The organism is Labrenzia sp. THAF187b (assembly GCF_009363375.1).
Lineage (GTDB): Bacteria > Pseudomonadota > Alphaproteobacteria > Rhizobiales > Stappiaceae > Roseibium > Roseibium algicola.
In genome coordinates, this window is the sequence record NZ_CP045344.1 from 1865020 (window position 1) to 1891088 (window position 26069).

Sequence of the window (26069 nt, forward strand, 5' to 3'; positions counted from 1 at the left end):
CCTATCCTGGAAACTTTATCGTGAAATAGGGGGCAGGGGCGTTTTCCCCCGGTGCAATCAAACCTGGAACGGGATTGTCATCCGGTGTCAGGGACTGCAGGTAGCTCGCAAGAGCTTCGGCGTCCTGTGTGGTCAGTCCGGCGTATGCAGGCCAGGGCATAACGGGAATGAGCAACCGTCCGTCTGGTCGAACGCCGGTCGTCAGGGCCGTTACGATTTCTTCCGTACTCCAGGATCCCGCACCGCCATTGGCGGGCGTGAGGTTCGGACCCCAGACAATGCCTGCCTGCGGAATTTCAAAGCCGACATTGCCGCCGATGAGCCCGGCTTCGGGCATCGGTGCGCCGTTCGGTCCGCGCGGACTGTGACAATCAGCGCAAGCCATGATCCGGGCAAGGTAGGCTCCACGTGCAGCCTTGTTCTCATCCGCGGACACGGATCCTGAAAAGGCCGCGAGCACGGCAAAAGCCAGAATGGTTCTCTGGAAGACACAGCAGATCATTGCCGTCTCCTAAGCCGCGGCCTGACCTGGAAGCATTTCCAGGCCGTAGTCGGGAGCAAGTTCCATGAAACGTTCTGCTCCTTGCGTGCCGGCTTCGGCAGCGCGTGCGAACATCGTTTCGAACCCTCCGGGCGTAACGGTGACATCGAGCCAACCCTCGACATCGCCGACATTGCGAAACGCATGCGGGACACCACGCGGCAGGACGACGACATCACCTTGATGGACGTCGAAGACTTCATCGGCGCACCAGATGCGGAAATGACCTTCGCGGACATTGAACATCTCGTCTTCCTTGTGATGGATGTGCAGGGGCACACCTTCTCCGGGCGGAACGATTTCCTCAAAAAAACCAAGCCGTCCGCCGGTATCGGCACTCCGCACCCTTAAGCGGCGGAAGCCGAGTATTTCGTTTTCGCAAGCGTCCCGGTGCGCCGCGATTGCGGCTGCATTAAAAATTGCTGTCATAATGGGTCTCCTCAAACCGCAAACTGCGGCGAGGGCAAAAAATACGACTTTCCCGAAATTGCGGAAGTGGTGATACTCCGGACAGTTTGTCCGGTTTCACAGGACGTTCGCATGGCACTCTTTGATGCAATTGAGATCTTCGCCCGGGTGGTTGAAGCCGGAAACATTACCCGGGCCGCCGAGCAGCTCGGCTTGTCCAAATCCCGTGTCAGCGAATGTGTCATTGCCCTGGAGAAACGTCTGGGGGTACGCCTCCTCGACCGAACCACCCGTCACGTTTCTCCGACCGAAGCCGGTGTGATCTTCTACCAGCGCTGTACCCGTGCACTGGAAGAGGCACACGCGGGCGTAACTGAAGTGATGGCGTATCAGGAAACCCCGGTAGGCCATATGCGGATCGGTGCGCCTGAAGCTTTTGCTGACCGGTTTATCATTCCGGCACTCGGGTCTTTTCTTGCAGAGAATCCGCAAGTGACAGCTGAAATCGTCGAAGACATGCGCATGGTCAACCTCGTTGAGCAGCGTCTCGACCTGTCGATAAGGATCGTGCGTGAACCGGAACCTGCGACAATTGTCCGTAAACTCGGCATGTCGGAGATCCTCGTCTGTGCCGCACCGGACTACATCGCGAGGCAGGGAGCGCCGCAACTTCCTGTCGACATTCCGGACCACAAGTGCATCGGGTTCGCTGCGCTCTACTGGGCACGGGAATGGCCGTTCTTGTCGCCACAGAAACACACCGTTTCACTGTCTCCCGTGATGATTTGCAACAGTACGGCATCGCTACGGGCAGCGGTCCTGTCGGGTATCGGCCTGGCGGCACTACCCCGTTGGGCGGTTGCCACTGAGCTGAAAGAGGGTGCCCTCGTCAGGGTGATGCGGGACTGGACGCTACCTGAAAGCGGCATTTATGCCGTCTATCCTTCAAACCGACTGGTGACGGCGAAGGTACGCCGCTTTGTCGATCACCTGGCGCCGATCCTGCGCCAAAGTCTAAGCGACATGCCGGACATGGACGTAGCGCAAGATGGGTATCCCGCAGATGGCATAAATGCAATTTCGGATGGTTTGCGTCCCGACGAACAAGCCGCCAGTTTGCTTTGATCTGCGTTCATTACCATTCGGTATTTGGCGGCTGAAAGGCGCTGCTTGACTGTAAATCGATGCGGACAATTGTTCTTGTCGTTGAGGTGTTCGTTGCGAAAATACACCCAGTAGTAGTAATTCAGGCGGAGTCGAGGAGCGGGTTTAAGTAAATTTTTCGAAAAAAGTACCGATGTATTCCCCAGATGGGGAATAGGAGATATGCCGTAGGGGCATAAGATCTTCCTGGCTGCGTCGGGGCGGTATGGCTGTTTAAGCTGGAACGTCTTGTTTGGTGTCAGCTGTGTTTTTGCCGGTTGCTTACTCGAGGGGCGGTCGGTCCTCGAAATTCGTTTCGGGTGTTTTTTAAGCTATCGATACTGGCGTTAGGGAGCCGGGTGAGGTTGGAACTACCCGCTTGCAGCCCGCTGCAAAGTACCGGTTCGAATCCGGCTCCCATATTCCTCTCACACTTGTAGATCCATTGTTCCGATCTGCCAACGTCCTTTTGCCTAGCTGGCAAAGAGCAGCGCACTGCCTGCCACAACGCCTGCCGCGCCTACCCAGGCGCCGAGTGCCGGTGCTTCCCTGGTTCGCCACCACATCATCGGTAGCATGAGGACGGGTGTCGTTGCCGACAGGGTCGCGATGATGCCGACTTCTCCGCCGGACAACGCGAACAGGATCAGCGTCATGCCGAGACCCATGCCGAGCAAGCCGGAAATGGCGATCAGGCCGACGACCGGAAGCGTAAAGTTTCCCGCCGGCTTGACCCAGCTGACCGGAAGGCGTGTCAGGAGCAGCAGCCCCACAGCTGCAACGCCGACGCGTATGCTGGAGGCTGCGACCGGGTCAGCGCCGGTTTCCATGATCGGACGGGCAATGAGGGAGCCGACCGACTGGGACAGTGCCGCGGCAAGGCCGAGAAGCACGCCAATCCATACCGGACCCTTGATGTTTTCCCATTTGTGAAGCTGGGACTTGCGCTTGCCGAAACGGATGGCCAGCAGGACACCCAGAAAGGTAAGGCCGATACCGACCATCTGCGTGGGGCTGAGGTCTTCGTTCAAGAGCAGCCAGCCGAGGATCGCCGACATGGGGGCATTCAGAGAAAACAGCATTGCGGTCCGGCGTGGACCCATGCGGTTCAGTGTCAGGAAAAGTGCGGTGTCGCCAAGAAAGATGCCGACGAAACCGGACAGGACAAGAGGCAGCATCTGCGCGTCGCCGATGGAGCTCCACCCCGTGGTCAGGAACACCCAGGCGCACAGCATCAATGCCACAAGCACCATGCGGGTACAGTTGAAGGCAATCGCGCCGAGATGCTGGGCGGGGCCGGTGGACAGAAGACCTGTCAGCGCCCACAGGGCAGCCGCGCCGAGGGCTGCGGCTTCATAGAGAAACATCGGGTCAGGTCCGTAGCAGATCGTCCTCCGGACCGGGCACTTTGCCGGTCCAGGCGGCTTCGAAGAAGGCGACTTCCAGTTTGCTCATCTGGCGGAAAAGACCCGCAACGCGGGCTTGCTCGGGTTCCGGCAGAGTGGGGCCGATCCGATCCATTTCCGCCCGGATCCAGGCCACGAAGGCCTCGAAGCCAGGCACGGCGTGCAGATCAATCCACTCGGCGAGATAAAACGCATCCGGGCGCGGTTTCTCCGCTTCGCGCTGGCCCCAGGTCAGGTAGCACCATTCCGCGCAGAGAAGGCATGCAAGCCCTTCGGCGTAACTGCCTTGTCCGGACGATTTCAGCAGGAGCTGCGAGAAGGCGCGGGTCACAGGGCCCTGTGCGGCGGTCTGATAAACCCGCGGTTCCACGCCGAGCGCCTCGAACGAGCGCAGGAAGTAGTCGTTTTCCTCCGAGGTCAGCAGAGCAAGGAAACCGGATAGCCGCGACTTGGAGGGCATTCCGGGGGCTTTGGCGACGAGATATCCCAGAGTGGAGGCGAGATCCGTGACGAAGGTGTAATCCTCGATCAGATAACGCGCATAGGCTTCCTCCGGCATGGTGCCGTCGCCGATCGCAACGGTGAAGGGATGGCTGGTCGCATCGCTCCAATAGGGCTCGGCGCAAGCTGCCAGCCAGTCGGTGAAGCGTCCGCCGGGAGTGCTTTCAAGGAAGTCGCTGAACGACCCGTCAAATTCAGAGGGCATGGGAGAAAACTCGTTGGCGGCCTTTACGAACGCCGGGAACAGGGGATGACAGAGGTGATGCTGTTTTCGCGGCCTGTCAACATCAAAACCTGTCGGTCGCCGGCAATGTTCGGGTTTGTGGCGTTGAGCTAAGTGTTGTCGCTTCATCCCTCGACGTAGCGCGTCGAGCTTGCCCGGAAAGAGGAAACCCGGGGCCTGGATCGATGGGTCGGGGGGCTGCTCGGCAGGGTGTCGGGAACACGGTTCCCGGTTCAGGACCTTTGCAGTGCCGTTGTCCGGATGACAGTCGGCAGGCCACAAGAAAACGGGCGCCCGAGGCGCCCGTTTGAACTGTCGATCAGGCTGCTGCCTTTTTCGGCGTGATCAGGCCGCGGTTGACGAGAACCTCGGCGATCTGGACGGCGTTGAGCGCCGCACCCTTGCGCAGGTTGTCGGAAACGACCCAGATGTTGAGGCCGTTTTCAACGGTTGCGTCCTCGCGGATGCGTGAGATGTAGGTCGCATCTTCGCCAGCACTTTCGTAAGGCGTGATGTAGCCGCCATCTTCCTGCTTGTCGATGACAAGGCATCCCGGAGCTTCGCGCAGGATGTTGCGGGCTTCTTCAGCGGTGATCTCGTTTTCGAACTCGATGTTGACGCTTTCCGAATGACCGATGAACACCGGCACGCGAACGGCGGTGCAGGTCACCTTGATGGACGGATCGAGCATCTTCTTGGTTTCCGCCAACACCTTCCATTCTTCCTTGGTGTAGCCGTCTTCCATGAAGCTGTCGATGTGCGGGATCACGTTGAAGGCGATGCGCTTGGTGAACTTGCTCGGCTCGATCGGATCGTTCACGAAAACCGCACGGGTCTGGTTGAACAGTTCTTCCATCGCTTCCTTGCCACCGCCGGAAACCGACTGGTAGGTGGAAACGACGACGCGCTTGATCTTTGCGTGATCATGCAGCGGCTTCAGCGCCACGACCAGCTGGGCGGTGGAGCAGTTCGGATTGGCAATGATGTTCTTTTTCGTGAAACCGGCAACGGCATCGGCATTCACTTCCGGCACGATCAGCGGCACATCGGCGTCGTAGCGCCATGCGGAAGAGTTATCGATGACAATGCAGCCCTTGGCAGCGATCTTCGGCGACCATTCCTTGGAAACGGTGCCACCGGCGGACATCAGGCAGATGTCGGTGTCGGAGAAATCGTAGTTCTCCATGGCCTGAACCTTCAGCGTCTTGTCGCCGAAGGAGACTTCGGTGCCCTGGGAACGGCGGGAAGCGAGGGCGACGACTTCGTCTGCCGGAAAGCCGCGCTCAGCGAGAATGTCCAGCATCTCGCGTCCGACATTGCCGGTAGCGCCTGCAATTGCGATCTTGAAACCCATCTTTGACTAGTCCTTGTCCGTCTCCCCGCTTCGCCAGCCGCCCGGTTCTGGATGGGCGTGGCCGGCTCCCGGCGCCTCCCATCCCCGGGGAGGCGGGATGAGCGGCACCGTCAAGCGGTGGTCTTGGTGGTCTTGGTAGTGCGTTTAAGAGCGGTTGCGGCAGCCGTCCGGGGCTCGCCGCGCATGAAGGTAGCGCTGGCAAGGGCCTGGGACATCATATCCAGAATGTCGGCTTTCAGCCGGGTCATCGGGGCTCGCAATCGTCAAAACTTGAGACGGCGGTGTTTTTGCCCGGAAATCCCTGCGAGTCAACAAGGAATAGGCGGGTGTTGCCAGCTAAGTGAACGAATTGATGCCGTTCGGGAACAGTCGAATAGCTGCAGCCTCGGCAATTTCACCGAAAGAAGACCTTCGCCAACCTTGTCTTCTGGCGTGGATCTTTCCGTTTTTTGTCGGTCAGGTGGCAAAAAGCCGTCCCGGTCCACGGTCCGTCGTCTGCAGGTTCGCCAGATGCATCATGTGCCATGCGAGTGCCAGGTTGGAGCTGATGACGGGTTTGGAAAGACGTTTCTCGCAGGCTTCAATGACAGACAGCGTGCGCAAGTTGGTGCAGGAGGCAAAGACGGCTTCTATCTCCGGATCCTTCCCCACCTCGCAGATTGCCTCTTCCACGGACCGCAGGCTGATCCTTGCAACCACGGCTTCTTCCGCTTGCCCGAAAGAACCGACACTCAAGGGCGTTATGCCGTTTTCTTCCAGGAGACGGCAGAGTGCGTCGGAGACTTCCTCCACATAGGGTGAGACGATGGCGATCCGTGAGACACCAAGGTGTGCAAGGGCTGCAACGACTGCGCGAGCGGGGTCGGTCACGCGTGCGCCAGGGTGAGTTGCCTGGATCGCACCGGCGACCTGATCCGATCCGATCACCGTTGCGCCGGACGTGCAGGCATAGGCAATGACGTCGAGTGGGCGCGTTCCCGGCAAAAGGGCTGCGGTGTCCGTCAGCCGGGCTTTCATCTGCATGAGTTTTTCCGAGGTGACTTCGGAAGCGCTCTCGATTCTGGCGTGAAGCAGCGAGACGCCTTCCTGATCAAAGAGAGGCCGGAACTCGCTCTCGATGGTTTCGTCAACCGACAGCAAGATCAGGCCGAAAGCCGCTTTGGTTGCCGATCCCCTGTCGCAGTCGAAGGAAAGTTTCATGCCGCGGTTCCAGGTATTCTAGCGGGTGATAACAGGAATGTCCGGCCCTGCCGGCACGGTCAGGAATTCGGGCGCGCCGTCTCGAATGACGATGTTTTCCTCGTGAACCATCATCCTGCCGGGTCCAAGCGAGAGGCTCGGCTCCAGCGTCAGTACCATGTTCTCTCGAAGTGGGGTCTCGTCGAAGCCGGTCAGGCTGGGCGCTTCGGTAAGCTGCATGCCGAGCCCGTGGCCGAGCCTGCCGACGTCACCTTCGCCCTGGTCCAGCACCTTGGCCATGGCCTGGAATAGATCGGCACAGGTACGGCCCGGGCGGGCAATTTCGGCGGCTGCCTCAACGGCCCGGACAAGTGTTTCATGGGTGGATCTGACGGCATCACTCGCCTGGCCGATCGCAAAGTTGCGGTCAAAGTCGCAGAAATAGCCGTTTTTGGTTGCACCCGTATCCAGCATCAGGACGTCCCCTTCCTGTAGGGGGCGGGTCGACGGGGGAGAAATGACATCGCCGTAGCCGCCCTGTCCGGCTCCGCCGACCAGATAAGGCACGTCGTCCGCACCTTGCTTCAGAAGTTCGATCCGGAAGGTCCGGAAAACCTCGTTGAGCGGTTGGCCGGTGTGGATAAGCTCCGGTGCCCTGGCAAATGCTGCCGAACCGATACCGCAAATCTTGCGCAGGAGAGCAATTTCACGTTCGGATTTCACCATCCTGAGGCTCTGGATCAGACCGGTTCCGTCCAGATATTCAGCGTGGTTGGTGAGATCTCGAAGGCGCTGAAAATCACGAAGCGGCATGCGAAGCGCGCTTTCCCGCCCCATCGGCATGGCGATTTTTGTAAAGCCCTTGAGGGTGTCCGCGAGCAGGGCGATGCCGTCATCGACGGGGTGCGGAGCGGAAAACACCCGGATATCGTCAATCCAGGTGCTCGCCATCAAGTGCGCGCCGATCTGCGGAATGACCGCAATCGGCTTGCCGTTTACCGGCACCACGAGGAACCAGGGTCGCGTGGGGCTCTGCCAGAACAGGGTCCGGAACCCGGTGAAATAGCGCATTTCGGCTTCGGTCGTGAAAAACAGCGCCTCGATGCCCTGGGAATTCATGGCTTTTTGGGCTGCTTGCGTGCGCGCGGCAAATTCGTCTTCAGGAAAATCCTGTTCAGACATCTTCCGGTCCTTCGGAGAGATAGCAGAGCACCCGGGCTTCAGGTCCGAGGCCGAGGGGCGATGCTCCGCGACCTGCGTGTCGAACGGCTGTGATGCCGCCCGCACCGGATGGCGTCGTCGCGATGCCGTTGTTGCCCAGCCAGTCAACCGTTTCAGCCGCCTCGCTGTCAGAAACGGTCACGAAGAAATCGGCTTCCGTGGCCAGGTACTTCAGCGCCAGATGCGAGGGTTCCTTGCAGTCTAACCGGCCCATGTTCGACACCGGACCGGACGCCGTGACGGGCTTTCCGGCTTCGATGCTGGCCATAAGGGCGGGTGCGTGTTCTGGCTCCGCCACGACGATGGTGACATCGTGGCCCCAGGTCAGGCGTGCGCCGACGGCACAGGCGGCGGCAAGTCCGCCGACACCCGCCTGCAGGAAGACATGCGTGGGTGGTGTCTTGATCTGCCGGGCAATTTCCGCGGCCATCACAAGATAGCCCTCCATGACGTCGTGTCCGGCGGCGGTCATGCCCGGCCAGGTGCTGTCCGGCAGCAAGGTCCAGCCTTCGGCCTCGGCGCGCCTCTGGGCTTCCGTCATGCTGTCTTCATAGGTGGCTCCGACCCGGACAACATCAGCGCCCCGGGCCTTGAGGCGGGCCTCAAAGGCGCTTGGAACACTATCGGCAACGAAGACGACAGCCCTGGCCCCAAACAGCGGAGCGCCTGCGGCAAGGGACATGCCGTGGTTCCCGGCACTCGCACAGACAAAGGTCATGCCGTTGAGTGCGGAGGAATGAAAGGGGGCAAGCCCGTCACGGATGCGCTGGTCAGCCAGTTTGGCAATCGCATAGGCAGCGCCAAGCGCCTTGAAGCTGCCAAGGCCCATGCGCTGCCGTTCGTCCTTGAGGGCAAGGTTCTCGATAGCAAGATCGGCTGCTAGGTCATTTGCATTCAGCAGCGGGGTTTCATCCGCACGCGGGCATTTCCGAAAAAGGTTCTCTGCTCCGGCGACGTCCTGCGACACGGATCCATCCGCAAGCCCGCTTTGCTCGGGAAGGCCTCTGCCGAGGAAAGGGTTTTTAAGTGTTTTCATCGTCTGCCCCGCGCGGTTTCCCGGGCAGGTCAGCAGCTCTGAAGGCCGGTTGCAAGCGACTTGCGGAAAATGACGGTTACGAACCAGACCGGGCCGTGTCCGAGATGTTGAGCCCGGTTGCGAAAAAGACTTGCCTGTTGCTGATGAATCGAAATATCATGAATTATGGATATGAAAGATGCACTGAGCGCTTTTGGGGCGCTCAGCCAGAAAACCAGACTGGAAGTCTTCCGGCTGCTGATCCGGGCTGGTGATGCGGGAATGACTGCCGGCGAGATCGGCGAGGCGCTGGACGTTCGGCAGAACACGATGTCGGCGAACCTTGCTGTTCTGCTTCAGTCCGGGCTGGTCCGCAATGAACGCGAGGGGCGGTCGATCCGGTACTTCGCGGACCTTGACGGCATACGTGAGTTGCTGACGTTTCTGATGGCCGATTGCTGTGGTGGTCATCCGGAACTTTGTGCGCAGGTCATCGAGACGATTGCCTGCGGAGAGACCTGTTCAGGTTAAGGGGGACCAAATGTCCGGCGATGTCTATAACGTGCTTTTCCTGTGCACGGGCAATTCCGCCCGGTCGATCATGGCGGAGGCGATCCTGAACCGGGACGGGCAGGGCCGCTTCAGGGCGTTTTCTGCCGGGTCACAACCGGCTGGCGCCGTGCGTCCGGAAGCACTTGCCTTGCTCAGCAAGCTCAATTTCAAGACGGATGGGTTGCGCTCGAAGGACTGGGTCGAATTCGCTGTGCCGGATGCCCCGGTCATGGATTTCGTCTTTACCGTTTGCGACAATGCGGCCAAGGAAACCTGCCCTGTCTGGCCCGGGCAGCCGATGTCCGCTCATTGGGGGCTGCCGGACCCTGCAGCGGTTGTCGGAAGTGACAGCGAACGGGCGGTCGCATTCAACGATGCCTTCCGGATGCTCAGCAACCGGATCTCGGTGTTCGTGAGCCTGCCGATGTCTTCGCTCGACCGTCTGTCCCTGCAGAAGAAACTCGATCAGATCGGGCAGTCCGCCGAAGAGCACGTGTAACGCTTCTCCGGCGGACTTGTTTCAAGGTTGTCGCGTCAGGCGACTGCCTGGCCCTCGCGTGACGTGCGCAGGGTCAGCAGTGCGATGACCAGGGCGATGAGTGCACAGGCGGCAACCGCGCCGACCAATGGCAAAGCTGTCCGGTCGAAGAACGGGCTGCAGACGAGGATCATCACGCCACCGGCGACCATCTGGAAGGTGCCGCCGAGGGAGGAGGCCATGCCGGCATGTTCGCCATGTTCTTCCAGCGCCATGACCATCACCGGAGCAATGACCTGGCCGAGGCAGGAGTTGCCGATGAAGAAGAGCGCCATCAGAACCGGCAGGTCGTCGATGCCGCTCCACACAAGAATGACCAGCAGGACGTTGGCTGCCGCAAATCCGCTGACGGCCATCAATGCCACTCTGCCCATGCCAAAGCGCTCTCCAAGCGAGGCGGCAAACTGGGAAGACGCAAAGAAGCCGATCGCGTTCAGCGCGAAAACAAGGCTGAAGGCTGTCGGCGTCAACTGGTACTGGGTCATGTAGACCAGCGGCGCGGCGGCGATGAAGACGAAGAAACTCGCCAGCGAGAAGCCGCCGATCAGCGTCAGACCCATGAACCTGCTGTCGCGCATCAGGTAGATGGCGCTGCGCAGCATCGCTGTCGGGTCGATCTTGCCCCGGCGCTCGGCCGGTAGCGTTTCGGGCAGCAAAAAGGCCATTTGCAGCATGGCGAGAAGGGAAATAACGCCCAGGGCCACAAAGATCAGGCGCCAACTGCCGAACTGGATGATCAAGCTGCCGGCGAGCGGTGCAAGCATCGGCGAAACGCTGAAGACCAGCATCACCAAAGCCATCAGCCTGGTCGCCTTTGGTCCGGTGTGGAGGTCGCGGACTACGGCCCGCACGATGACCATCGGCGCGCCGGCACCAAGAGCCTGCACGAAACGGCCGAATGTCAGGGCTGAAACGTCGACCGCGGTCGCGCACATGACCGATCCGATGAGGAAGACGATCAGGCCCAGAAAGGCGGGCAGCTTGCGTCCGAACCGGTCTGCCAACGGACCGTAGATCAACTGGGCTAGCCCGAAAGCGATGAAATAGACCGTGAAGGTCATATGAACCGCAGCGTCGTCCGTCTGCAACGCCTGCACGATTTCCGGCATGGCGGGCAGATAGAGGTCGATGGCAAATGGACCGACAGCAGCGAGAAGCCCCAGCACAATGGCGGAGCGGACAAAACCGATCTGCATTGGAAAATCCGATGAAAAATGCGCCGGAGGCACAAATGCGGGAAAGTCTGGAAGATGGAGGTGGCGGTGATCACCGCCCGGCCTTGATATGATGTAAGTGCTCGAAATGCAAATTCAAGGCTTGCTGGGTGTTGTCATGAAAGCTTCATGCAACTGTCACCGATATTGTAATCAGGGCCACTAGCTTGCGCGCACCATCAACCCGATATTTTGTGGGAGCGAGTGCAATGGCGGACCTTCGTGGGCGCTTTTTAAAAGGTGTCAGCCTTTCAGTCCTGTTCGGCCTTGGCGCCGTGTCGGCAGCACAGGCAGAGTATTTCGAGCGTATCAACACATTCCCGGTCTACAAGACCCTGCCGGAAGGCGTGGATCAGGCCACCGAAACCGTTGCCGAAATCATCTATGCCACGAAGGACGGCCGCACGCTCGTCTTCACCGACAGCCCGGGCGAAGCCATTGTTTTCGTCAATGCGGCCAACCCGCTGAACCTGCAGCCGATGGGCCGCACCGCGCTTGGTGGTGAGCCGACTTCGGTCGCCGTCGGCGAAACATTCGCCTATGCGGGCGTCAACACGTCCGAAGACTACGTCAATGCGTCCGGCCATCTGGCCGTGATCGCTCTCGACGGTCTTGGTATCACCGCGAAGTGCGACGCCAAGGGTCAGCCGGACAGCGTTGCCATCTCTCCGGACGGCAAGTTCGTTGCGATCGCCATCGAGAACGAGCGCGACGAAGATCTGAACGACGGCGTGATCCCGCAAATGCCGGCCGGCCATCTCGCGATCTTCGATCTGGACGAAACCGGCACGCCGACCAACTGTGACGCGGTCCGCATCGTTGACCTGACGGGTCTTGCGGAAGTCGCGCCGACCGATCCGGAGCCGGAGTTCGTTTCGATCAACTCCCAGAACCAGGTTGTCGTCACGCTGCAGGAAAACAACCATATCGCCGTGGTCGATCTGGCCTCCGGTGAAGTTGTCAGCCATTTCTCCGCCGGTGCGGCTTCGGCTGAAAACATTCCGGTTTCCAAGGCGCGCATGAGCGATGCCTCCGGTTCGACCGAAAACGTCAAGCGTGAGCCGGATGCGGTTGCCTGGATCGACGACGAGCGTTTCGTGACCGCCAACGAAGGCGACTACGAAGGCGGTTCGCGCGGCTTCACCATCTGGAACACCAAGGGCGAGGTCCTGTTCGACAGTGGTAACCAGATGGAACACCTTGGCATGGCCAACGGCCACTATCCGGCCAAGCGCGCGTCCAAGAAGGGCACCGAGCCGGAAGGTGTGACGGTTGGTGAATTCGGCGGTGAAAAGCTGATCTTCGTCAATTCCGAACGCGGCAACTTCGTCGCTGTCTACAAGGACACCGGCGCCGAGCCGGAATTCGTCCAGTTCCTGCCGACCCATGTCGGTCCGGAAGGTTCACTTGCGATCCCGAGCCGTGACCTGTTTGTGGTTGCCAACGAGGTCGACAGTGCGGAAGACAACGTTCGCGCGCAGGTCTCCCTCTACAAGTTTGGTGCGGAAGCTCCGTCCTACCCGATGGTCGTGTCCGAAACCGATCCGGAAAAAGGCGCGCCGATCGGCTGGGGTGCACTGTCTGCACTGGCTGCAGACCCGGAAGACGGCAACAAGCTCTACGCCGTCAGCGACAGCTTCTATGACGACGCCCGCATCTACACTCTGGACATCTCTTCCAAGCCGGCAAAAATCGTTGCCTATGCAACCGTTCAGGGTGGCAAGCAGGCAAAACTGGACCTGGAAGGCATCTCCGTTGCCAAGGATGGCGGCTTCTGGCTGGCTTCCGAAGGCAATCCGGACAAGGAACTGCAGCACCTGCTGCTGAAGGTCGGCACCGACGGTCAGGTTCAGGAAGAAATCACGCTTCCGGAGGAGCTGAATGCCCAGTCCGCACGTTTCTCCTTTGAAGGCGTTGCCGAGTTCGAAATGGACGGCAAGACGCTGGTGGCCGTGGCCGTTCAGCGTGAATGGAAAGACGACCCGAAGGGCATGGTGAAGCTGGCCATCTACAACCCGGCCGACAAGTCCTGGGGCTTCGTTCACTATCCGCTCGACAAGCCGAAGAGCGCAGCCGGTGGCTGGGTCGGCCTGTCGGAAATCGTCTCCATGGGCGACGGCAAGTTCGCCATCCTGGAGCGCGATAACAAGGGTGGTGAAGACGCAGCCATCAAGCAGATCACCACGATCTCCCTGGACGGTGTGACCCCGGCTGCCTACGGATCCGAGCTCCCGGTGCTCCAGAAGCATTACGCCATGGATATCCTGCCGGCTCTGGCCGAAGGCAAGGGCTGGGTTCTCGACAAGCCGGAAGGCCTGACGATCACGGCCGATGGCCGCCTGATCCTGGTCACCGACAATGACGGTGTTGACGACGCACCGGGTGAAACCCGGCTGATCAACCTCGGCCCGGCAAGCCGCCTGAACTAAGGTACTTCAGACAAAGGTCCTCCCAAGACCTGAGCGAAGGTCCGGCCGCTTTACGCAGCCGGGCCTTTCCTTTTCTGCATTGCCATTCTCAAGCCGTGAAACTTCGTCTTTGCCAGTGCCACAGGGCAGCAAGGCTGTGCAGTCCGGTGAGTGCTGCAAGCAAAAGCGCCGCGGCATGGTGCAGGCCTGCCGGTGGCAATCCGGCGAAAGTCGCAAGTCCCGGCAATGTGCCATTCGCAATCATTTCCAGGCTACCGGATATGACGATCATGCCGACACCGCTGACCAGAAGCAGAAGCGGTACGAGGCGCAAGGCGGCGTGGACGCCCTTGCCGATAGCTTGCTGCAACCCGGAATGAACGGCGAACACCGGCTGAGGGGACCCCATTGTCAGCCAAAAAATTGTGCGAACAAGAGCGAGCAGGCCCGCAGACAAGCCAAGTCCCAGATGGGTTTTCAAAAGGTTTGGCGAAAACGGTTCGTTGTTCGTCAGGGCATAGCCGGTAGCCAAGGCACTGATGGTAAGAGCGGCAATCGTCCAGTGCAGCAACCTGTTTCCGGTTACGGGCAAGACCGCCATCATTCATCCTCCCGAATGACGTTGTAGAGCGCGGCATGAAAGCTGATGCCCTTGAATTCCGCGACGATGCCACTTTTGCCGAGTTTCCGGATGGCGGCCTGATACGCATCTGGACTTTCCCAAAGCGCGATGTTGACCAACTGGAACTTTGCCTGCGGAGACAGGGACTGGTGCAGGCGCGTGGTGATGTAGCCGGGCTGCTCTTTCAGGAAGTCACGCGCCTGTTCCCAACTGCGAACTGCATCGGCAAGACGGTCTTCGGGAACTTCAAAGGAATTGATCAGGGTTACCGGGGCCTTGGTGTTGATTTCACTCGCCATGGCGGAGACTCCCAGGTTGGCGGTCAGGAAGGAAAGTGCTGCCAGATGAATGGCACGACGTGTCCAGAGTGATGTCATTTCGAACTCCTATTTATATAGCAAGCTATGTTTATTTATATAGGGTGCTATCTATCGTATATGCAAGGGATGACCTTCGAAAAAGATTCCTCCGCCGGGTATCTGGCAAACCACATGGCACGGCTGTTTGCCGCCGGTCTCCATCGCCGCATCCGGCCGCTAGGCCTGTCGCCGGGGCAATTTCCGGCGCTGGTCGCCCTTTGGGCAAAGGAAGGACGCACGCAAAAGGAACTCGTGCAGTTGCTTGATATCGAACAGGCAACGCTGGCAAACACCCTGGCCCGGATGGAACGGGACGGCTTGATCACCCGCCGGGCGAGTGAAGAAGACGGCCGGGTTCAGGAAATTTTCCTGACCGACAAGGCCAAGGTGCTGGAAAAGGAAGCCATCGCGTCTGCGATTGCCCAGAACGGAGAAGCGCTGGAGGGGTTTTCGGAACAGGAAAAGGCGCAGTTCCTGGATTTCATGCACAGAGCCATTTCAGCCATGCAGAAAGCCCAGACCGGCAGTTCCCGATGAGTGCCAGCTTGCTGGGCCTGTTCGGCGTATCCTTTCTGGCTGCCACCCTGCTGCCCGCCCAATCCGAACTTGGCCTTTCCGGCCTGATAGCGCTTGGAACGGAACCCGTCGTTCTGCTGGTTGCGGCGGCAAGCCTTGGCAACACGCTCGGATCGATGGTCAACTGGGTTCTTGGTCGGGCAGCAACCGCCTGGTCGACCGCTTCATGGTTTCCGGTCAAGCCTGACAAGCTCGCCAAGGCAACCGGCTGGTATCACCGCTACGGACGCTGGAGCCTGCTGCTCAGCTGGGCGCCGATCATCGGCGATCCCCTGACACTGGCAGCCGGTGTGCTGAAAGAGCCGTTCTGGAGTTTCACCCTGCTGGTCGCCATTGCAAAGACAGCACGCTATGTCGCTGTCGCGTTGATCACGTTGCAGGTTATCTGAGACTGCAGATCAGCCGGGGGAACGCGAAACCTTCGCTGCGCGTGACGCTTAACCCTCAGCACGCTCGATCAGATCCCACTTGTTGCCGAAGGGGTCCTGGAAGACGGCAACCTTGCCGTAGGCCTCGTGGCGTGGTGTTTCCAGAAAGGTGACGCCCGTCGAAAGCATCGCCTGATGATCGCGATCGAAGTTGTCGGTGTGCAGGAACAGAAACACACGGCCGCCGGTCTGGTTGCCGATGGCGGCGTGCTGATCGTCACCGTCGGCTTGCGCCAGCAGGAGACGTGTCTCGGAGCTGCCCTTGGGCGCGACCAGTACCCAGCGCTTGCCGCCGCCAAGGTGGGTGTCTTCGACCAGGTCGAAGCCAAGCTTGCCGACATAAAAGTCGATGCCCTGGTCATAATCCGGCACGATGAGGGCGATCGCTCCAATCATCTGTTTCATGGCAGGCCGTTTCCTACTGCGCGCGCCGGTAGACGGACACGTTCGTGTAGCTTGCAACGTCGACCAGGTGGACGGTTTGGGTCACGGTCAGCGTTCTGCCGTCGTCAGACAGTTCCCGGTCGGCTTTCATGATCGTCAACCCTCCGCGGCGGGCTTCCGAAATGAGGTTGCGATCTCCCTGGAACACGAGACGCATGGCGTCGACCAGGCCGCTTTTGCCAAGACGCACTTCCGGGCCGTCCGGCATTGCCTCGAAAGTGTCGTTGGTGACTTCGCCGTCGGAGGCCACCTGGTTCATCGTGAAGACGGCGACGCCGAAGTTCTCATCGATCTTGAGCGTGGCGCTGCGTGGCGGCTCGCCTTGTTCGAAGTCGCTTTCCTCCGTGTCGAGGATCCAGGTGCCGAGAAAGGGGGCGAGTTTGTCTTCGATCATGGGACCAGCGGTGTCTTGAAAAGGGAAAGCCGCCACCGGGATAACCGGTGACGGCTCTGCTTGCAAATGGCGATTGCCTGTCAGGCGCTCAAGGCGTCCAGTTCGGCAATGATGGCGTCGCCCATTTCCACGGTGGAAACGGTGGCCTGGCCAGGCGCTGCGATATCTTTCGTCCGCAGGCCCTTGTCGAGAGCGTTGGCGATGGCCTTGTCCAGTTTGTCGGCGGCTGCAACTTCCTCGAAGGAGTAACGCAGCGCCATGCCGAAGCTGGCAATCATGGCGATCGGGTTGGCAGCGCCCGTGCCGGCAATGTCCGGAGCCGAGCCGTGGACGGGCTCGTAAAGCGCCTTGCGCTTGCCGGTAACACCATCCGGTGCGCCGAGGGATGCGGACGGGAGCATGCCGAGCGAACCGGTCAGCATGGCGGCAACGTCGGACAGCATGTCGCCAAAGAGGTTGTCCGTCACAATGACGTCGAACTGCTTGGGCCAGCGGACAAGCTGCATGCCGCCGGCGTCAGCCAGCATGTGCTCCAGCTGAACATCCTCGTAGCCGTTCTTGTGCGTCTGGGTAACGACTTCGTTCCACAGTACGCCGGACTTCATCACGTTCCGCTTTTCCATGGACGTGACCTTGTTGCCGCGCGTGCGCGCCAGCTCAAAGGCGACACCGGAAATGCGCTCGATCTCGTAAGTGTCGTAGACCTGCGTGTCGATACCGCGTTTCTGGCCGTTGCCGAGGTCGATGATTTCTTTCGGTTCGCCGAAGTAGACGCCGCCGGTCAGCTCGCGCACGATCAGGATGTCGAGACCTTCGATCACGTCCTTCTTCAGCGAGGATGCATCGGCAAGCGCCGGGTAGCAGATGGCCGGGCGCAGGTTGGCGAACAGCTGCATGTCCTTGCGCAGGCGCAAAAGCCCGGCTTCCGGGCGAACTTCGTAAGGAACGTCGTCCCACTTGGGCCCGCCGACGGCACCGAAGATGACCGCGTCGGCAGCCATGGCCTTGGCCATGTCTTCTTCGGAGATCGACAGACCATGCGCGTCATAGGCGGAACCACCCACCAGGCCTTCGTCGGTTTCAAAGGACATGCCGCCCTTTTCATTGAACCAGGCAATGACCTTTTTCACTTCCTGCATGATTTCCGGGCCAATGCCGTCACCCGGCAGAAGCAGAAGGTTTTGTGAAGCCATGGGTGTTCCATCCCGCATTTTGAGAAATCTGATGGCGATGGGTTAGCGCGTCGGCCGTTGTCTTTCAAGATGAAGCCAGTTGCGAAGAACTCAAGCAAGCCGTGGGGAAAGGTCAAGAACGGCAGAAAGGCCCGGAGAGCTGCGGGATTGAAGCGGGTTTCAGGACGGCTCCGGCAAGGATCAGCCGAGCCAGCCCCGCACTGCCTGGAACAGGAGGTTCAGCGCCAGCGCGGTCATTACCCATCTGAAGCCGGTCTTGAAGCTCTTCTCGTCCATTCGGCCGAGCAGGCGGCTGCCGGCGAGTGTGCCGAGAAAGCCGCTGGCGATCATCAGGACAATCAGTCCCAGCCAGGGCGCAAAGGCGAAGCCGAGCGCGCCGAACGCAATGATCTTGAAGATGTGCATGATCAGCGCGGTGATTGCCTGGTTGGCGACGAACCCGTGGCGCGGCAGGCCGAGGGTCGACAAGACGGCACCGCCGATGGGGCCGGCCGCACCGAAGAACATGGACAGGAACGTGGAGGCAAAACCCGCCGCCGCCATGACCCGTTTCGGTGCCTTGCCGAAGTGAGGCGCCTTGCCCCAGACGACCCAAAGCACGAACAGGCCGATGCCCGCCTTTAGAACCGCCGGTGGCAATTCCACCGCGATGGCACCGCCGACGGCCGCGCCAATTGCCGCCCCGACTGCGAACCAGAGCGCAATCAGCCAGTCGACATGTTTCAGTTGCACCAGTGCGCGTCCGGCGTTCGATCCGAGCTGAACGACACCGTGGACCGGCACCAGGGCACTGGCCGGCATGACGGTTGCCATGATCGCGATCAGCGCGACCCCGCCGCCAAGGCCGACGGCCGCTGTCAGGGCCGAGGTGAAGAAACTCGTGACGATCAGTGTCAGCGATGCAGCAAGGTGCAGCTGATCGGGAAAGAAGAAGCCGGCGATGTCCGACATGTCACGACCATCTCTTGTTGGCGTAGTTGACCGCTTCGCGGACATCCAGTGCGCGGGTGGAATTGCCGCTGCGCAGATAGAAGACCGAGGCCTTGTTTTCTTCCAGATAGACGGCGCGGGGTGCCGGGCTGACGATGACCATGGCGACGTCCTTGCCGTCCACCCTGGAAAAGACCGTGTGGATGTAAGGACAGAGATCTCCGCCGAGTGTCTTGGAAACGATGTCGTTGACGGTGCGCTCGAACGAATCGAGGTCCGGGCTTTTCAGCGTTGCCAGGTCCTTGTCGAGACCAAGCGGTGTGCCGTTGTCATCAACACCGATCAGAAGGTGCCCGCCATCGGCATTGAAGAAGCCGGCAAGGGTCTTGGCGATGACCTTTTCCAGGGACCGGTTGGTCCGGTTTTCCTTCAGGTCCCAGCGCAGCGACGACTTGAACTCCACGCGCCGGTTCTCGCCCTGTTTCAGAAGATCGGGAATGAGCGCGGTTTGCTCTTCGCGCAGAGACCGGTAGGCTTCGGACGTTCGCATGTAGTTGCGGGTGAAGATGCCGAAGGCGAGGCCGACAACTGCGCCGAGACCCGTATAGGCAATCGCAACATCCAGATGCCGGGGAAGCAGCACAAGCCACAGGCGCGCCGTCAGAAATTCAAGGAGGTTCGGAGCCGTTTCCGAAAAACGTGCCAGTTCCCACCAGACCACCACAAGGTTCAGCGGGTGGATCACCAGCACACCGACAATGGCCCCGACCACGACATAGGCTGCCAGGAAGGGAAGCTTGAACGGGGAAAGAGCCATATTCGAAAATCCAAATGAAAACGCCGGTCGGAACCGGCGTCACTCTTAATCCAAAACCTTCCCGCCGTCATCCCGGCCCGTCGTCCCGGGTCGGCATCGTGCGAACCGGGATGACGATGAAGGATTTCACAGGCGGTCAGGCCGCTGCGGGCAGGGCCGTTTCGACCAGTTTCACCCAGTAGGAACAGCCGACAGGGATCAGGTCGTCGTTGAAGTCATAGGCCGGATGGTGCAGGCCCGCGCTGTCGCCGTTGCCGGCGAAAATGAACGCGCCCGGGCGTTCTTCCAGCATGTAGGAGAAATCCTCCCCGCCCATCATCGGCTCGATCTCGCGATTGACCTTGCCGACCCCGGCAATGCCTTCGGCGACGGCCGCCGCGAAATCCGTCTGCTCGTCGTGGTTCGCCGTGACCGGATACCCGCGCGTGAACTGCAGAACTGCCTTTGCGCCGAACGCATCGCCAACAGAGCTGACGATGGATTCCATCCGTGCCTGGGCGAGATCCCGCATTTCCGGGCTCAGCGTGCGCACGGTTCCGCGCAGCAGCACTTCCTGCGGAATGACGTTGAAGGCGTTGCCGCCCTGGAAAACGGTCACCGACACAACAACCGAATCGAGCGGATTGGCATTGCGGCTGGCGATGGTTTGCAGCGCGGACACCAGTTGCGAGCCGATTACGATCGGGTCGATGGTCTCATGCGGCTTGGCGGCATGGCCGCCCCGGCCGGTGATGGTGATGCGGAATTCGTCGGTCGCGGCCATGATCGGGCCCTTGCGGATGGCGAATTCGCCCACCGGCATGCCCGGGAAGTTGTGCATGCCGTAGACTTCCTCGATCGGCCAGCGGGTCAGAAGACCATCGTCGATCATCGCCTTCGCGCCTGCGCCACCTTCTTCGGCCGGCTGGAAGATGACGACGACGGTGCCGTCGAAGTTGCGGGTCTCGGCGAGATATTTTGCAGCGCCCAGCAACATGGCGGTGTGGCCGTCATGGCCGCAGGCATGCATCTTGCCCGGGATCTTGGAGGCATAGTCCTTGCCAGTGATTTCCTCGATTGGCAGCGCGTCCATGTCGGCGCGCAGGCCGATGGTCTTGCCGGCACCGCCGTTGCGGCCCTTGATCACGCCAACGACGCCCGTCTTGCCGACACCCGTTGCGATTTCATCGACACCGAAGCTCTGCAGCAGCTCGGACACCTTTTCGGCAGTCCGCACCGTTTCGTAGAGAATTTCGGGATTTTCGTGAATGTCGCGGCGCCAGGCGGTGATCTCGTCGGCCAGATCCGCGAGGCGATTAACGATGGGCATGAAGGACTCCTAGAAACACATCGGAACAGGAAAGCGCTTTAAGCTTGAACGGCTAACCTATCGCAAGCTGCAAAAAGAGGAAGTGGGATTGCGGAAAAAGTTATGTGCAAGGCGATGGTCCGCAAGACTGATCCGCCACCAGGTCATTCTCCGGATGATTTTTCCTGCAACCGGAAAACACGGGTGCGTTTGATCTCGTTGTCTTCCAGCGCACCGACCACCGGAACGCTGTAGGCCGCCAGTTCAACCAAGCGTGACGAGGGCAGATAGGACCGGCCAGGGTCGCCGACATAGACCTCGATGTTGTTCGTCAGCAACCTGTCGAGAAATGCCAGCACCTTGTCGGCCATGGGCTTGTCGTAGAAAACGTCACCACAGAAGACGAGGTCCGCTTGCGGCGGTTCTCCGGTGGTGATGTCCGCGGTCTCGGTGGTGATCTCCACCTCGTTGAGCGCGGCATTGAGGCGTGTTGCGGTCAGGGCGTAGGGGTCGATGTCGACCGCGTGGCAGGACGCTGCGCCTGCCTTCATGGCGGCTATGCCGACCAGACCGGAGCCGCAGGCAAAGTCGACAACGCGTTTTCCCGCGACCAGTTCCGGCGTGTCGAGCACGTAGCGGGCAAGTCCCTGGCCACCTGCCCAGGCAAAGGCCCAGAATGGCGGCGGCAGGCCTAGCTCGCCCAGTTCGTCTTCGGTCTTTTGCCACAGATCCATGGCCTCATCGGCCACATGCAGAAGGATTTCCTCTGCATGCGGCACAGGTTTGACCTTGGTCTCCTTCCGGATGAAGGCTGCCGGATCCTTGATAAGGGCCATTCGGGGCGGATCTCTCAGGAGAGGAAGTTACGCAGGCTCTTTCAGACCGCCCATTTCACAGACGATTTTCCATTCCTCTTCCGTGACCGGCTGAACCGACAGACGCATGGAGGTGACCAGCGACATCTTGGCAAGGCGCGGTTCGGCCTTGACGTCGGCCAGGGTCACCGGCTTGGGCATGTCACGGACAGCCTTGAAGTCCACGCATTCCCAGCGGGGGTCATCGATGGTGGTGTCCGGATGGATGTCGCTGCAGACCTCAACGATGCCGACGACTTCCTTGCCGATGTTGGAATGGTAGAAGAACGCCTTGTCGCCGATTTCCATGGCCCGCATGTTGTTGCGTGCCTGGTAGTTCCGGATACCGTCCCACTGCTCACCCTTGTCGCCACGGGCCTTCTGCTGTTCCCAGGACCATTTGTCGGGCTCGGACTTGATCAGCCAATACTGCACTCAGTTTGCCTCCGGGTTCTTGATTGCCCAGTTCCAGGGGCGGATCTCGACGCTTTCGAACAAACCGGCACGGGCGTAGGGATCTTCCTGGGAGATCGCCAGGATCTCGTCGCGGTTGGAGGCTTCGATCACCACCAGCGAGCCGGTCATGTTGCCGTCGTCGTCAAGAAACGGGCCAGCTGCCTTGAGGCTGTCCCCGAGGCCTTTCAGGAAGTCGAGATGGGCGGCGCGGTTGTCGAGGCGCGTCTGCAGGGCACCGGGCTTGTCGGTGCAGATCAGGGCATAGAGCATGAAGAATTCCCCGGGTTGGTCGAATCTGCGTCGAACCTAGGGCCGGGGCGGGGGAAACTCAATGGGGGAAAGTCTGAGAGGTGCATCACACCCTGTGCGAGCGGCCCATCCTTCGAGACGCCTGGCGTTGCCCGGCTCCTCAGGATGAGGGAGCGGGGGAGCTGTTCTCCCCTTCGTGGCAGGGCAACTGACTTTGGACTAAAGACAGGCAGCAAGCACAAGTGTCACCCCGGGCGAGCAACGCGAGACCCGGGGGCTACTCGTTTCCAGAGAGCTGGAATGGGTTTTGCGTCTTCAGGGCACCTTGTCTGCTTCGGCAAGCGGCGCGGCGAGTGGGCCCCGGATCTGCGCTTCGCTTGTCCGGGGTGACGCCGAGGGGATGAGGATATCGCTCATATGCCAATCCCCTATCACAAGCGGAAAGAGAATCAGGTGCCGGCCTGTGTCGATGCCAAAGGCCGGTTTCCTTACGAGAGGCTTAAAGCCCTGCCGTTTCCGATTTCAGCGGGCGTGCCATCAGGGTGTTGAGGGCGTCGTCGATGGTCAGATCCTCGTCGATCATCCTGGCGACGGTCTCGCAGATCGGGACTTCGACATCGTATTTTCGGGCCAGCTTTACGGCGACGCGGGCGGAATAGGCGCCTTCCGCGAGCTTGCCGCCTGCCGAAATCAGCTCGGAAGCCATGAAGCCTTCGCCGAGCCGCAGCCCGAAGGAAAAGTTGCGCGACTGGCTGGACGAACAGGTGAGCACAAGATCCCCCAGACCGGAAAGGCCTGTCAGGGTTTCACCCTGTGCGCCCATGGCAGTGCCGAGGCGTGACAGTTCGGCAAAACCGCGGGCGGTCAGCGCCGCCTGGGCACTGGCGCCGAGCTTGCGGCCGACCACGGCCCCGCAGGCGATCGCGAGCACGTTCTTGAGGGCGCCGCCGATCTGGGCACCGAGAATGTCGATCGAGGCATAGGGCCGGAAACAGGGCGATTGCATCGCTTCGCACAGGCTGAGCGCGGTCTTGGCCGAATTGGCGGCAACGGTGACGGCAGTCGGCAGGCCCTTGGCGACGTCGTCGGCAAAGCTCGGGCCGGACAGGACGCCGGGTTCGACGCCGGGCAGTTCCTCGCTCATGACCTTGGACAAGAGCTTGCCGGAGGATTGTTCGATGCCCTTGGCGCACAGCACGACGGGGCCGCGTACCTTGCCCGTCTGTTTGAGGGCCGCCAGCATCGCACGGGTTGTCTGGGCGGGTGTCACCAGCAAGATGGCATCGGCGTCGGCAACCTCTTCCAGCGAAGATGTCGCTTCCAGTTCCTCGTCAAAGGTGATTCCCGGCAGATACCGCGGGTTCTGCCGACGGGACCTGATATCGGAGACCGTGCCGGGATCACGCGCCCAAAGGCGCACTTCCCGACCGGCACGGGCCGCGGTCAGGGCCAGGGCCGTGCCCCAGGCGCCGCCGCCAACGACGCCGATAGAACTAATGGCGCCCATTGCTCTGCCTTTCCACGCGCGTCCGTAATGTTTCAAGTTGCGCTCCAAACCCTTCAAAAAAGCGGGCCTCGGTCGGCGCATCCATGGTGAACAGGTCAATCCAGAACAGACGGAACCTTATCGGAGGTCCGCCTGCGTTCGGTGACATTTCGAAATGTTCCCATTCTGTCGCGGGCTTTTCACGAATTCGGCCGTGAAAATGCCGCCGGCGATGCAAGCCGTCGAGACAACGGGGAACATCTTTGAAGATATGGTCCTGGTCGGCGAACGATTCGAGCGCGATATCCAACGAAAGTCCGGTCTCCTCGGCAAATTCTCTCCTGGCAGCCTGCAGATAGCTTTCGCCGGGGTCGACCGTGCCTCCGGGAACCTGGATGCCGGCGTTCGGGAAATCGGGTTCCACAAACACGAGAAGCTCTGTTCCACAGGTCAGGTAGACATAGGCCTTTTGGTAGATCAGCACGGGCAGGTCCTTGAAAGAACTGTTGTTTATGCCGCGTTGGCGAGGCATGTCACACGTTTGCGCAGGGCATCGAGGGGCGCGCCGAAGGCTGCGAAGAAGTTTTCCTCGTCGCTTGCCCGTTCGCCAAAGAGGTCAACCCAGAAGAAACGATAGCGAATCGGTTCGCCGCCGCTGCTGGGATGCATTTCGTAATGTTCCCACTCGCTCTCCGGCCGGGCACCGAGGCGGACATGGTAGTTGCGGCGGATGTGGCGGCCAAGCAGCGGGCGGTTTGGTGCGGGCCGGTACTGGCCGACGGGAGGGATCGTTTCGAACGGGATATCCTGACTGGAAAAATGATCAAAGGCCACGTCCAGTTCGAGGCCTGTTTCCTCGGCAAATTCCCGCATGGCGCCATGCAGAAAGCTTTCGCCCGGATCAATGGTGCCGCCCGGAACCTGCAGGCCCAGGTGAGGCGTGTCCGGTTCGTCGAAGACCAGAAGGTCCGTGCCGCAGGTCAGGTAGACATAGGCCTTGTGGTAGACGCGCATTTCTCAGAACAGTCCTTGTTGGAAGGCTGAAGTTTCCTAACAGGGTCTTTGGTCGCGCAAAAGGGTCGGTGGGAAATTGAGCGATGATTTACAGGTCCACACCCTAGACCTTGGCGCCCTTTTTGCCCGCGCCGAGCACACCGGCATTGGCCGAATCCAGCGGCCAGCGAGGCCTGGGCGACAGGCTCATGTCGTCCACGGGGCCAAGTCGAAGCCGCTCGATACCGGCCCAGGCGATCATTGCTGCATTGTCGGTGCATAGGCGCATGGGCGGCGCGATGAAACGGGCATCTGCCTCTTCTGCCGCAGCCAGAAGACTGTTGCGGATTTCCTGGTTCGCCGCGACACCGCCAGCCACAACGATTGCCGGTTTGACACCCGGGTGACGTGTCCGGAAGAGATCGAGTGCGGAGCGGGTGCGGGCTGCCAAAACGTCGGACACAGATCGCTGAAACGCCGCGCAGAGGTCGGCAATCGTCTGTTCATCGACAGGTTCAAGCTTTTTCGCCTGGGTGCGAAGTGCCGTCTTCAGTCCGGCGAAGGACATGTCGAGGCCCGGGCGATCCAGAAGCGGACGCGGCAGGCGGAAGCGGGTGACGTCGCCCTTGGCAGCCATTTTTTCCACATGCGGGCCGCCGGGATAGGGCAGGCCCAGCAGTTTGGCTGTTTTGTCGAAAGCTTCGCCAATGGCATCGTCGATGGTCGTGCCGAGACGTTCATAGTCCCCGACGCCGCGCACCAGCAGGAACTGGCTGTGGCCGCCGGAGACGAGCAGCAAGAGGAACGGGAACTCGAGATCGTCGGTCAGGCGCGCGGTCAGGGCGTGGCCTTCCAGGTGATTGACGCCGACGATCGGCTTGCCCGCGGCCATGGCGATGGCCTTGGCAGTCATGAAGCCGACGATGACACCACCGATGAGGCCGGGACCGGCAGTTGCGGCAATCGCGTCGATATCGTCCCAGCCGCAACCGGCCTCGTTCATGGCTTCGGCAACGATCCGGTCGAGGATCTCGATGTGGGCACGGGCGGCAATTTCCGGCACCACGCCCCCGAATTCTGTATGCTCGTCGATCTGCGAACGGATCGTATTGGAGAGGATCTGCTTGTGCGCAGGGCCGCACACCACCGCTGCTGCGGTTTCGTCGCAGCTGGTTTCAATGCCCAGGACCGTCAGATTGGTCGCATTGTCATCTGTTTTGACTGAGGTCATTGGTCTAAGTGCGGTGGCCTGTGTTAGGACATCCGAAAAGACATAA

Annotated in this window: 31 protein-coding genes; 6 read left to right on the forward strand and 25 right to left on the reverse strand. The window is 60.5% G+C overall.

The annotated features are described in order from the left end of the window. Position 1 precedes the first annotated feature (1 nt). Both FIV03_RS08580 and FIV03_RS08585 read right to left on the reverse strand, forming a co-directional pair. On the reverse strand, positions 2 to 502 hold the full coding sequence (locus FIV03_RS08580; RefSeq protein ID WP_152509258.1) for a c-type cytochrome: 501 nt from the start codon (positions 500 to 502) through the stop codon (positions 2 to 4). Between the two features lie 9 nt (positions 503 to 511). Further along, a complete protein-coding gene (locus tag FIV03_RS08585) occupies positions 512 to 970 on the reverse strand; it encodes a cupin domain-containing protein (RefSeq protein WP_152509259.1) in 459 nt (152 codons plus the stop codon). Between the two features lie 111 nt (positions 971 to 1081). On the opposite strand from FIV03_RS08585, the gene FIV03_RS08590 reads away from it, so the two are divergent. Beyond that, positions 1082 to 2074 carry a LysR family transcriptional regulator gene (locus FIV03_RS08590; protein WP_152509260.1) on the forward strand — a complete coding sequence of 331 codons (993 nt, stop codon included), beginning with the start codon at positions 1082 to 1084 and terminating at the stop codon, positions 2072 to 2074. Positions 2075 to 2565: 491 nt separating this feature from the next. Here the strand turns inward: FIV03_RS08590 and FIV03_RS08595 are convergent, their stop codons facing one another. From FIV03_RS08595 to FIV03_RS08620, 7 genes are all read right to left on the reverse strand, one after another. After that, complete coding sequence (locus tag FIV03_RS08595) at positions 2566 to 3459, reverse strand: DMT family transporter (protein WP_152509261.1); 894 nt, start codon at positions 3457 to 3459, stop codon at positions 2566 to 2568. 4 nt (positions 3460 to 3463) lie between these two features. Beyond that, positions 3464 to 4204, reverse strand: coding sequence for a TenA family protein (locus FIV03_RS08600; RefSeq protein ID WP_152509262.1), 741 nt, complete (start codon positions 4202 to 4204; stop codon positions 3464 to 3466). A 337-nt stretch (positions 4205 to 4541) separates the two neighbouring features. Beyond that, a complete protein-coding gene (locus FIV03_RS08605) occupies positions 4542 to 5576 on the reverse strand; it encodes an aspartate-semialdehyde dehydrogenase (protein WP_152509263.1) in 1035 nt (344 codons plus the stop codon). A gap of 110 nt (positions 5577 to 5686) precedes the next feature. Further along, positions 5687 to 5824, reverse strand: coding sequence for a hypothetical protein (locus FIV03_RS31545; RefSeq protein ID WP_006937785.1), 138 nt, complete (start codon positions 5822 to 5824; stop codon positions 5687 to 5689). 208 nt (positions 5825 to 6032) lie between these two features. Continuing rightward, positions 6033 to 6776 carry an aspartate/glutamate racemase family protein gene (locus FIV03_RS08610; RefSeq protein ID WP_152509264.1) on the reverse strand — a complete coding sequence of 248 codons (744 nt, stop codon included), beginning with the start codon at positions 6774 to 6776 and terminating at the stop codon, positions 6033 to 6035. An 18-nt stretch (positions 6777 to 6794) separates the two neighbouring features. After that, positions 6795 to 7937, reverse strand: a complete 1143-nt coding sequence (locus FIV03_RS08615) for a Xaa-Pro peptidase family protein (RefSeq protein WP_152509265.1) — start codon at positions 7935 to 7937, stop codon at positions 6795 to 6797. After that, positions 7930 to 9012 carry a pyridoxal-phosphate dependent enzyme gene (locus tag FIV03_RS08620; RefSeq protein WP_152509266.1) on the reverse strand — a complete coding sequence of 361 codons (1083 nt, stop codon included), beginning with the start codon at positions 9010 to 9012 and terminating at the stop codon, positions 7930 to 7932. Before FIV03_RS08620 ends, FIV03_RS08615 begins: the two co-directional genes overlap by 8 nt. A 165-nt stretch (positions 9013 to 9177) precedes the next feature. On the opposite strand from FIV03_RS08620, the gene FIV03_RS08625 reads away from it, so the two are divergent. Together FIV03_RS08625 and FIV03_RS08630 are read left to right on the forward strand one after the other, a co-directional pair. Further along, positions 9178 to 9522, forward strand: coding sequence for a metalloregulator ArsR/SmtB family transcription factor (locus tag FIV03_RS08625; RefSeq protein ID WP_152509267.1), 345 nt, complete (start codon positions 9178 to 9180; stop codon positions 9520 to 9522). Positions 9523 to 9532: 10 nt separating this feature from the next. After that, a complete protein-coding gene (locus FIV03_RS08630; RefSeq protein ID WP_152509268.1) occupies positions 9533 to 10042 on the forward strand; it encodes an arsenate reductase ArsC in 510 nt (169 codons plus the stop codon). A gap of 35 nt (positions 10043 to 10077) precedes the next feature. On the opposite strand, the gene FIV03_RS08635 is transcribed toward FIV03_RS08630, so the two are convergent. Beyond that, positions 10078 to 11277: a multidrug effflux MFS transporter gene (locus FIV03_RS08635; protein ID WP_152509269.1), complete on the reverse strand. Its 1200-nt coding sequence runs from the start codon at positions 11275 to 11277 to the stop codon at positions 10078 to 10080. Positions 11278 to 11504: 227 nt separating this feature from the next. Here FIV03_RS08635 and FIV03_RS08640 point away from each other — a divergent pair, with 227 nt between their 5' ends. Continuing rightward, positions 11505 to 13724, forward strand: coding sequence for an esterase-like activity of phytase family protein (locus FIV03_RS08640; protein WP_152509270.1), 2220 nt, complete (start codon positions 11505 to 11507; stop codon positions 13722 to 13724). Positions 13725 to 13812: 88 nt separating this feature from the next. On the opposite strand, the gene FIV03_RS08645 is transcribed toward FIV03_RS08640, so the two are convergent. Both FIV03_RS08645 and FIV03_RS08650 read right to left on the reverse strand, forming a co-directional pair. Further along, the gene (locus FIV03_RS08645; protein ID WP_152509271.1) at positions 13813 to 14307 is read right to left on the reverse strand and encodes a cytochrome b/b6 domain-containing protein; all 495 of its coding nucleotides are present in this window, start codon (positions 14305 to 14307) and stop codon (positions 13813 to 13815) included. Beyond that, the gene (locus FIV03_RS08650; protein ID WP_152509272.1) at positions 14304 to 14702 is read right to left on the reverse strand and encodes an antibiotic biosynthesis monooxygenase family protein; all 399 of its coding nucleotides are present in this window, start codon (positions 14700 to 14702) and stop codon (positions 14304 to 14306) included. Before FIV03_RS08650 ends, FIV03_RS08645 begins: the two co-directional genes overlap by 4 nt. Positions 14703 to 14771: 69 nt before the next feature. Between FIV03_RS08650 and FIV03_RS08655 the strand changes: the two genes are divergently transcribed. Together FIV03_RS08655 and FIV03_RS08660 are read left to right on the forward strand one after the other, a co-directional pair. Continuing rightward, the gene (locus FIV03_RS08655; protein WP_023002888.1) at positions 14772 to 15221 is read left to right on the forward strand and encodes a MarR family transcriptional regulator; all 450 of its coding nucleotides are present in this window, start codon (positions 14772 to 14774) and stop codon (positions 15219 to 15221) included. Then, complete coding sequence (locus FIV03_RS08660; RefSeq protein ID WP_152509273.1) at positions 15218 to 15649, forward strand: YqaA family protein; 432 nt, start codon at positions 15218 to 15220, stop codon at positions 15647 to 15649. The genes FIV03_RS08655 and FIV03_RS08660 overlap by 4 nt, the downstream gene beginning before the upstream one ends. 48 nt (positions 15650 to 15697) lie before the next feature. Here FIV03_RS08660 and FIV03_RS08665 read toward each other — a convergent pair whose 3' ends face one another. The 13 genes from FIV03_RS08665 to tsaD all read right to left on the reverse strand — a co-directional run bounded on the left by FIV03_RS08665 (position 15698) and on the right by tsaD (position 26023). Further along, positions 15698 to 16093, reverse strand: a complete 396-nt coding sequence (locus FIV03_RS08665) for a VOC family protein (protein ID WP_152509274.1) — start codon at positions 16091 to 16093, stop codon at positions 15698 to 15700. A 13-nt stretch (positions 16094 to 16106) separates the two neighbouring features. Continuing rightward, positions 16107 to 16526: a hypothetical protein gene (locus FIV03_RS08670; RefSeq protein ID WP_023002891.1), complete on the reverse strand. Its 420-nt coding sequence runs from the start codon at positions 16524 to 16526 to the stop codon at positions 16107 to 16109. Positions 16527 to 16606: 80 nt separating this feature from the next. After that, entirely contained in the window at positions 16607 to 17719 is a 1113-nt protein-coding gene (gene leuB, locus FIV03_RS08675) for a 3-isopropylmalate dehydrogenase (RefSeq protein WP_152509275.1), read from the reverse strand. 180 nt (positions 17720 to 17899) lie between these two features. Then, positions 17900 to 18670, reverse strand: a complete 771-nt coding sequence (locus tag FIV03_RS08680) for a sulfite exporter TauE/SafE family protein (protein ID WP_062486693.1) — start codon at positions 18668 to 18670, stop codon at positions 17900 to 17902. Between the two features lies 1 nt (position 18671). Further along, positions 18672 to 19466: an ATP-binding protein gene (locus FIV03_RS08685; protein WP_152509276.1), complete on the reverse strand. Its 795-nt coding sequence runs from the start codon at positions 19464 to 19466 to the stop codon at positions 18672 to 18674. Positions 19467 to 19602: 136 nt separating this feature from the next. Beyond that, a complete protein-coding gene (locus tag FIV03_RS08690) occupies positions 19603 to 20775 on the reverse strand; it encodes a M20 aminoacylase family protein (protein WP_055659708.1) in 1173 nt (390 codons plus the stop codon). 143 nt (positions 20776 to 20918) lie between these two features. Then, positions 20919 to 21590, reverse strand: coding sequence for a methyltransferase (locus FIV03_RS08695; protein WP_152509277.1), 672 nt, complete (start codon positions 21588 to 21590; stop codon positions 20919 to 20921). A gap of 27 nt (positions 21591 to 21617) precedes the next feature. Continuing rightward, positions 21618 to 22043 (reverse strand): EVE domain-containing protein, encoded by a 426-nt coding sequence (locus tag FIV03_RS08700; RefSeq protein WP_023002897.1) that lies wholly within the window; start codon positions 22041 to 22043, stop codon positions 21618 to 21620. Then, positions 22044 to 22334, reverse strand: a complete 291-nt coding sequence (locus FIV03_RS08705) for a YciI-like protein (RefSeq protein ID WP_055659704.1) — start codon at positions 22332 to 22334, stop codon at positions 22044 to 22046. A 478-nt stretch (positions 22335 to 22812) separates the two neighbouring features. Beyond that, positions 22813 to 23820: an NAD(P)H-dependent glycerol-3-phosphate dehydrogenase gene (locus FIV03_RS08710; RefSeq protein ID WP_152509278.1), complete on the reverse strand. Its 1008-nt coding sequence runs from the start codon at positions 23818 to 23820 to the stop codon at positions 22813 to 22815. Continuing rightward, positions 23807 to 24283: an NUDIX domain-containing protein gene (locus FIV03_RS08715; protein WP_173013810.1), complete on the reverse strand. Its 477-nt coding sequence runs from the start codon at positions 24281 to 24283 to the stop codon at positions 23807 to 23809. The genes FIV03_RS08710 and FIV03_RS08715 overlap by 14 nt, the downstream gene beginning before the upstream one ends. Before the next feature lie 26 nt (positions 24284 to 24309). After that, positions 24310 to 24813, reverse strand: a complete 504-nt coding sequence (locus FIV03_RS08720; protein WP_152509279.1) for an NUDIX domain-containing protein — start codon at positions 24811 to 24813, stop codon at positions 24310 to 24312. A 103-nt stretch (positions 24814 to 24916) separates the two neighbouring features. Then, complete coding sequence (gene tsaD / locus FIV03_RS08725; RefSeq protein ID WP_152509280.1) at positions 24917 to 26023, reverse strand: tRNA (adenosine(37)-N6)-threonylcarbamoyltransferase complex transferase subunit TsaD; 1107 nt, start codon at positions 26021 to 26023, stop codon at positions 24917 to 24919. Between the last annotated feature and the right edge of the window lie 46 nt (positions 26024 to 26069).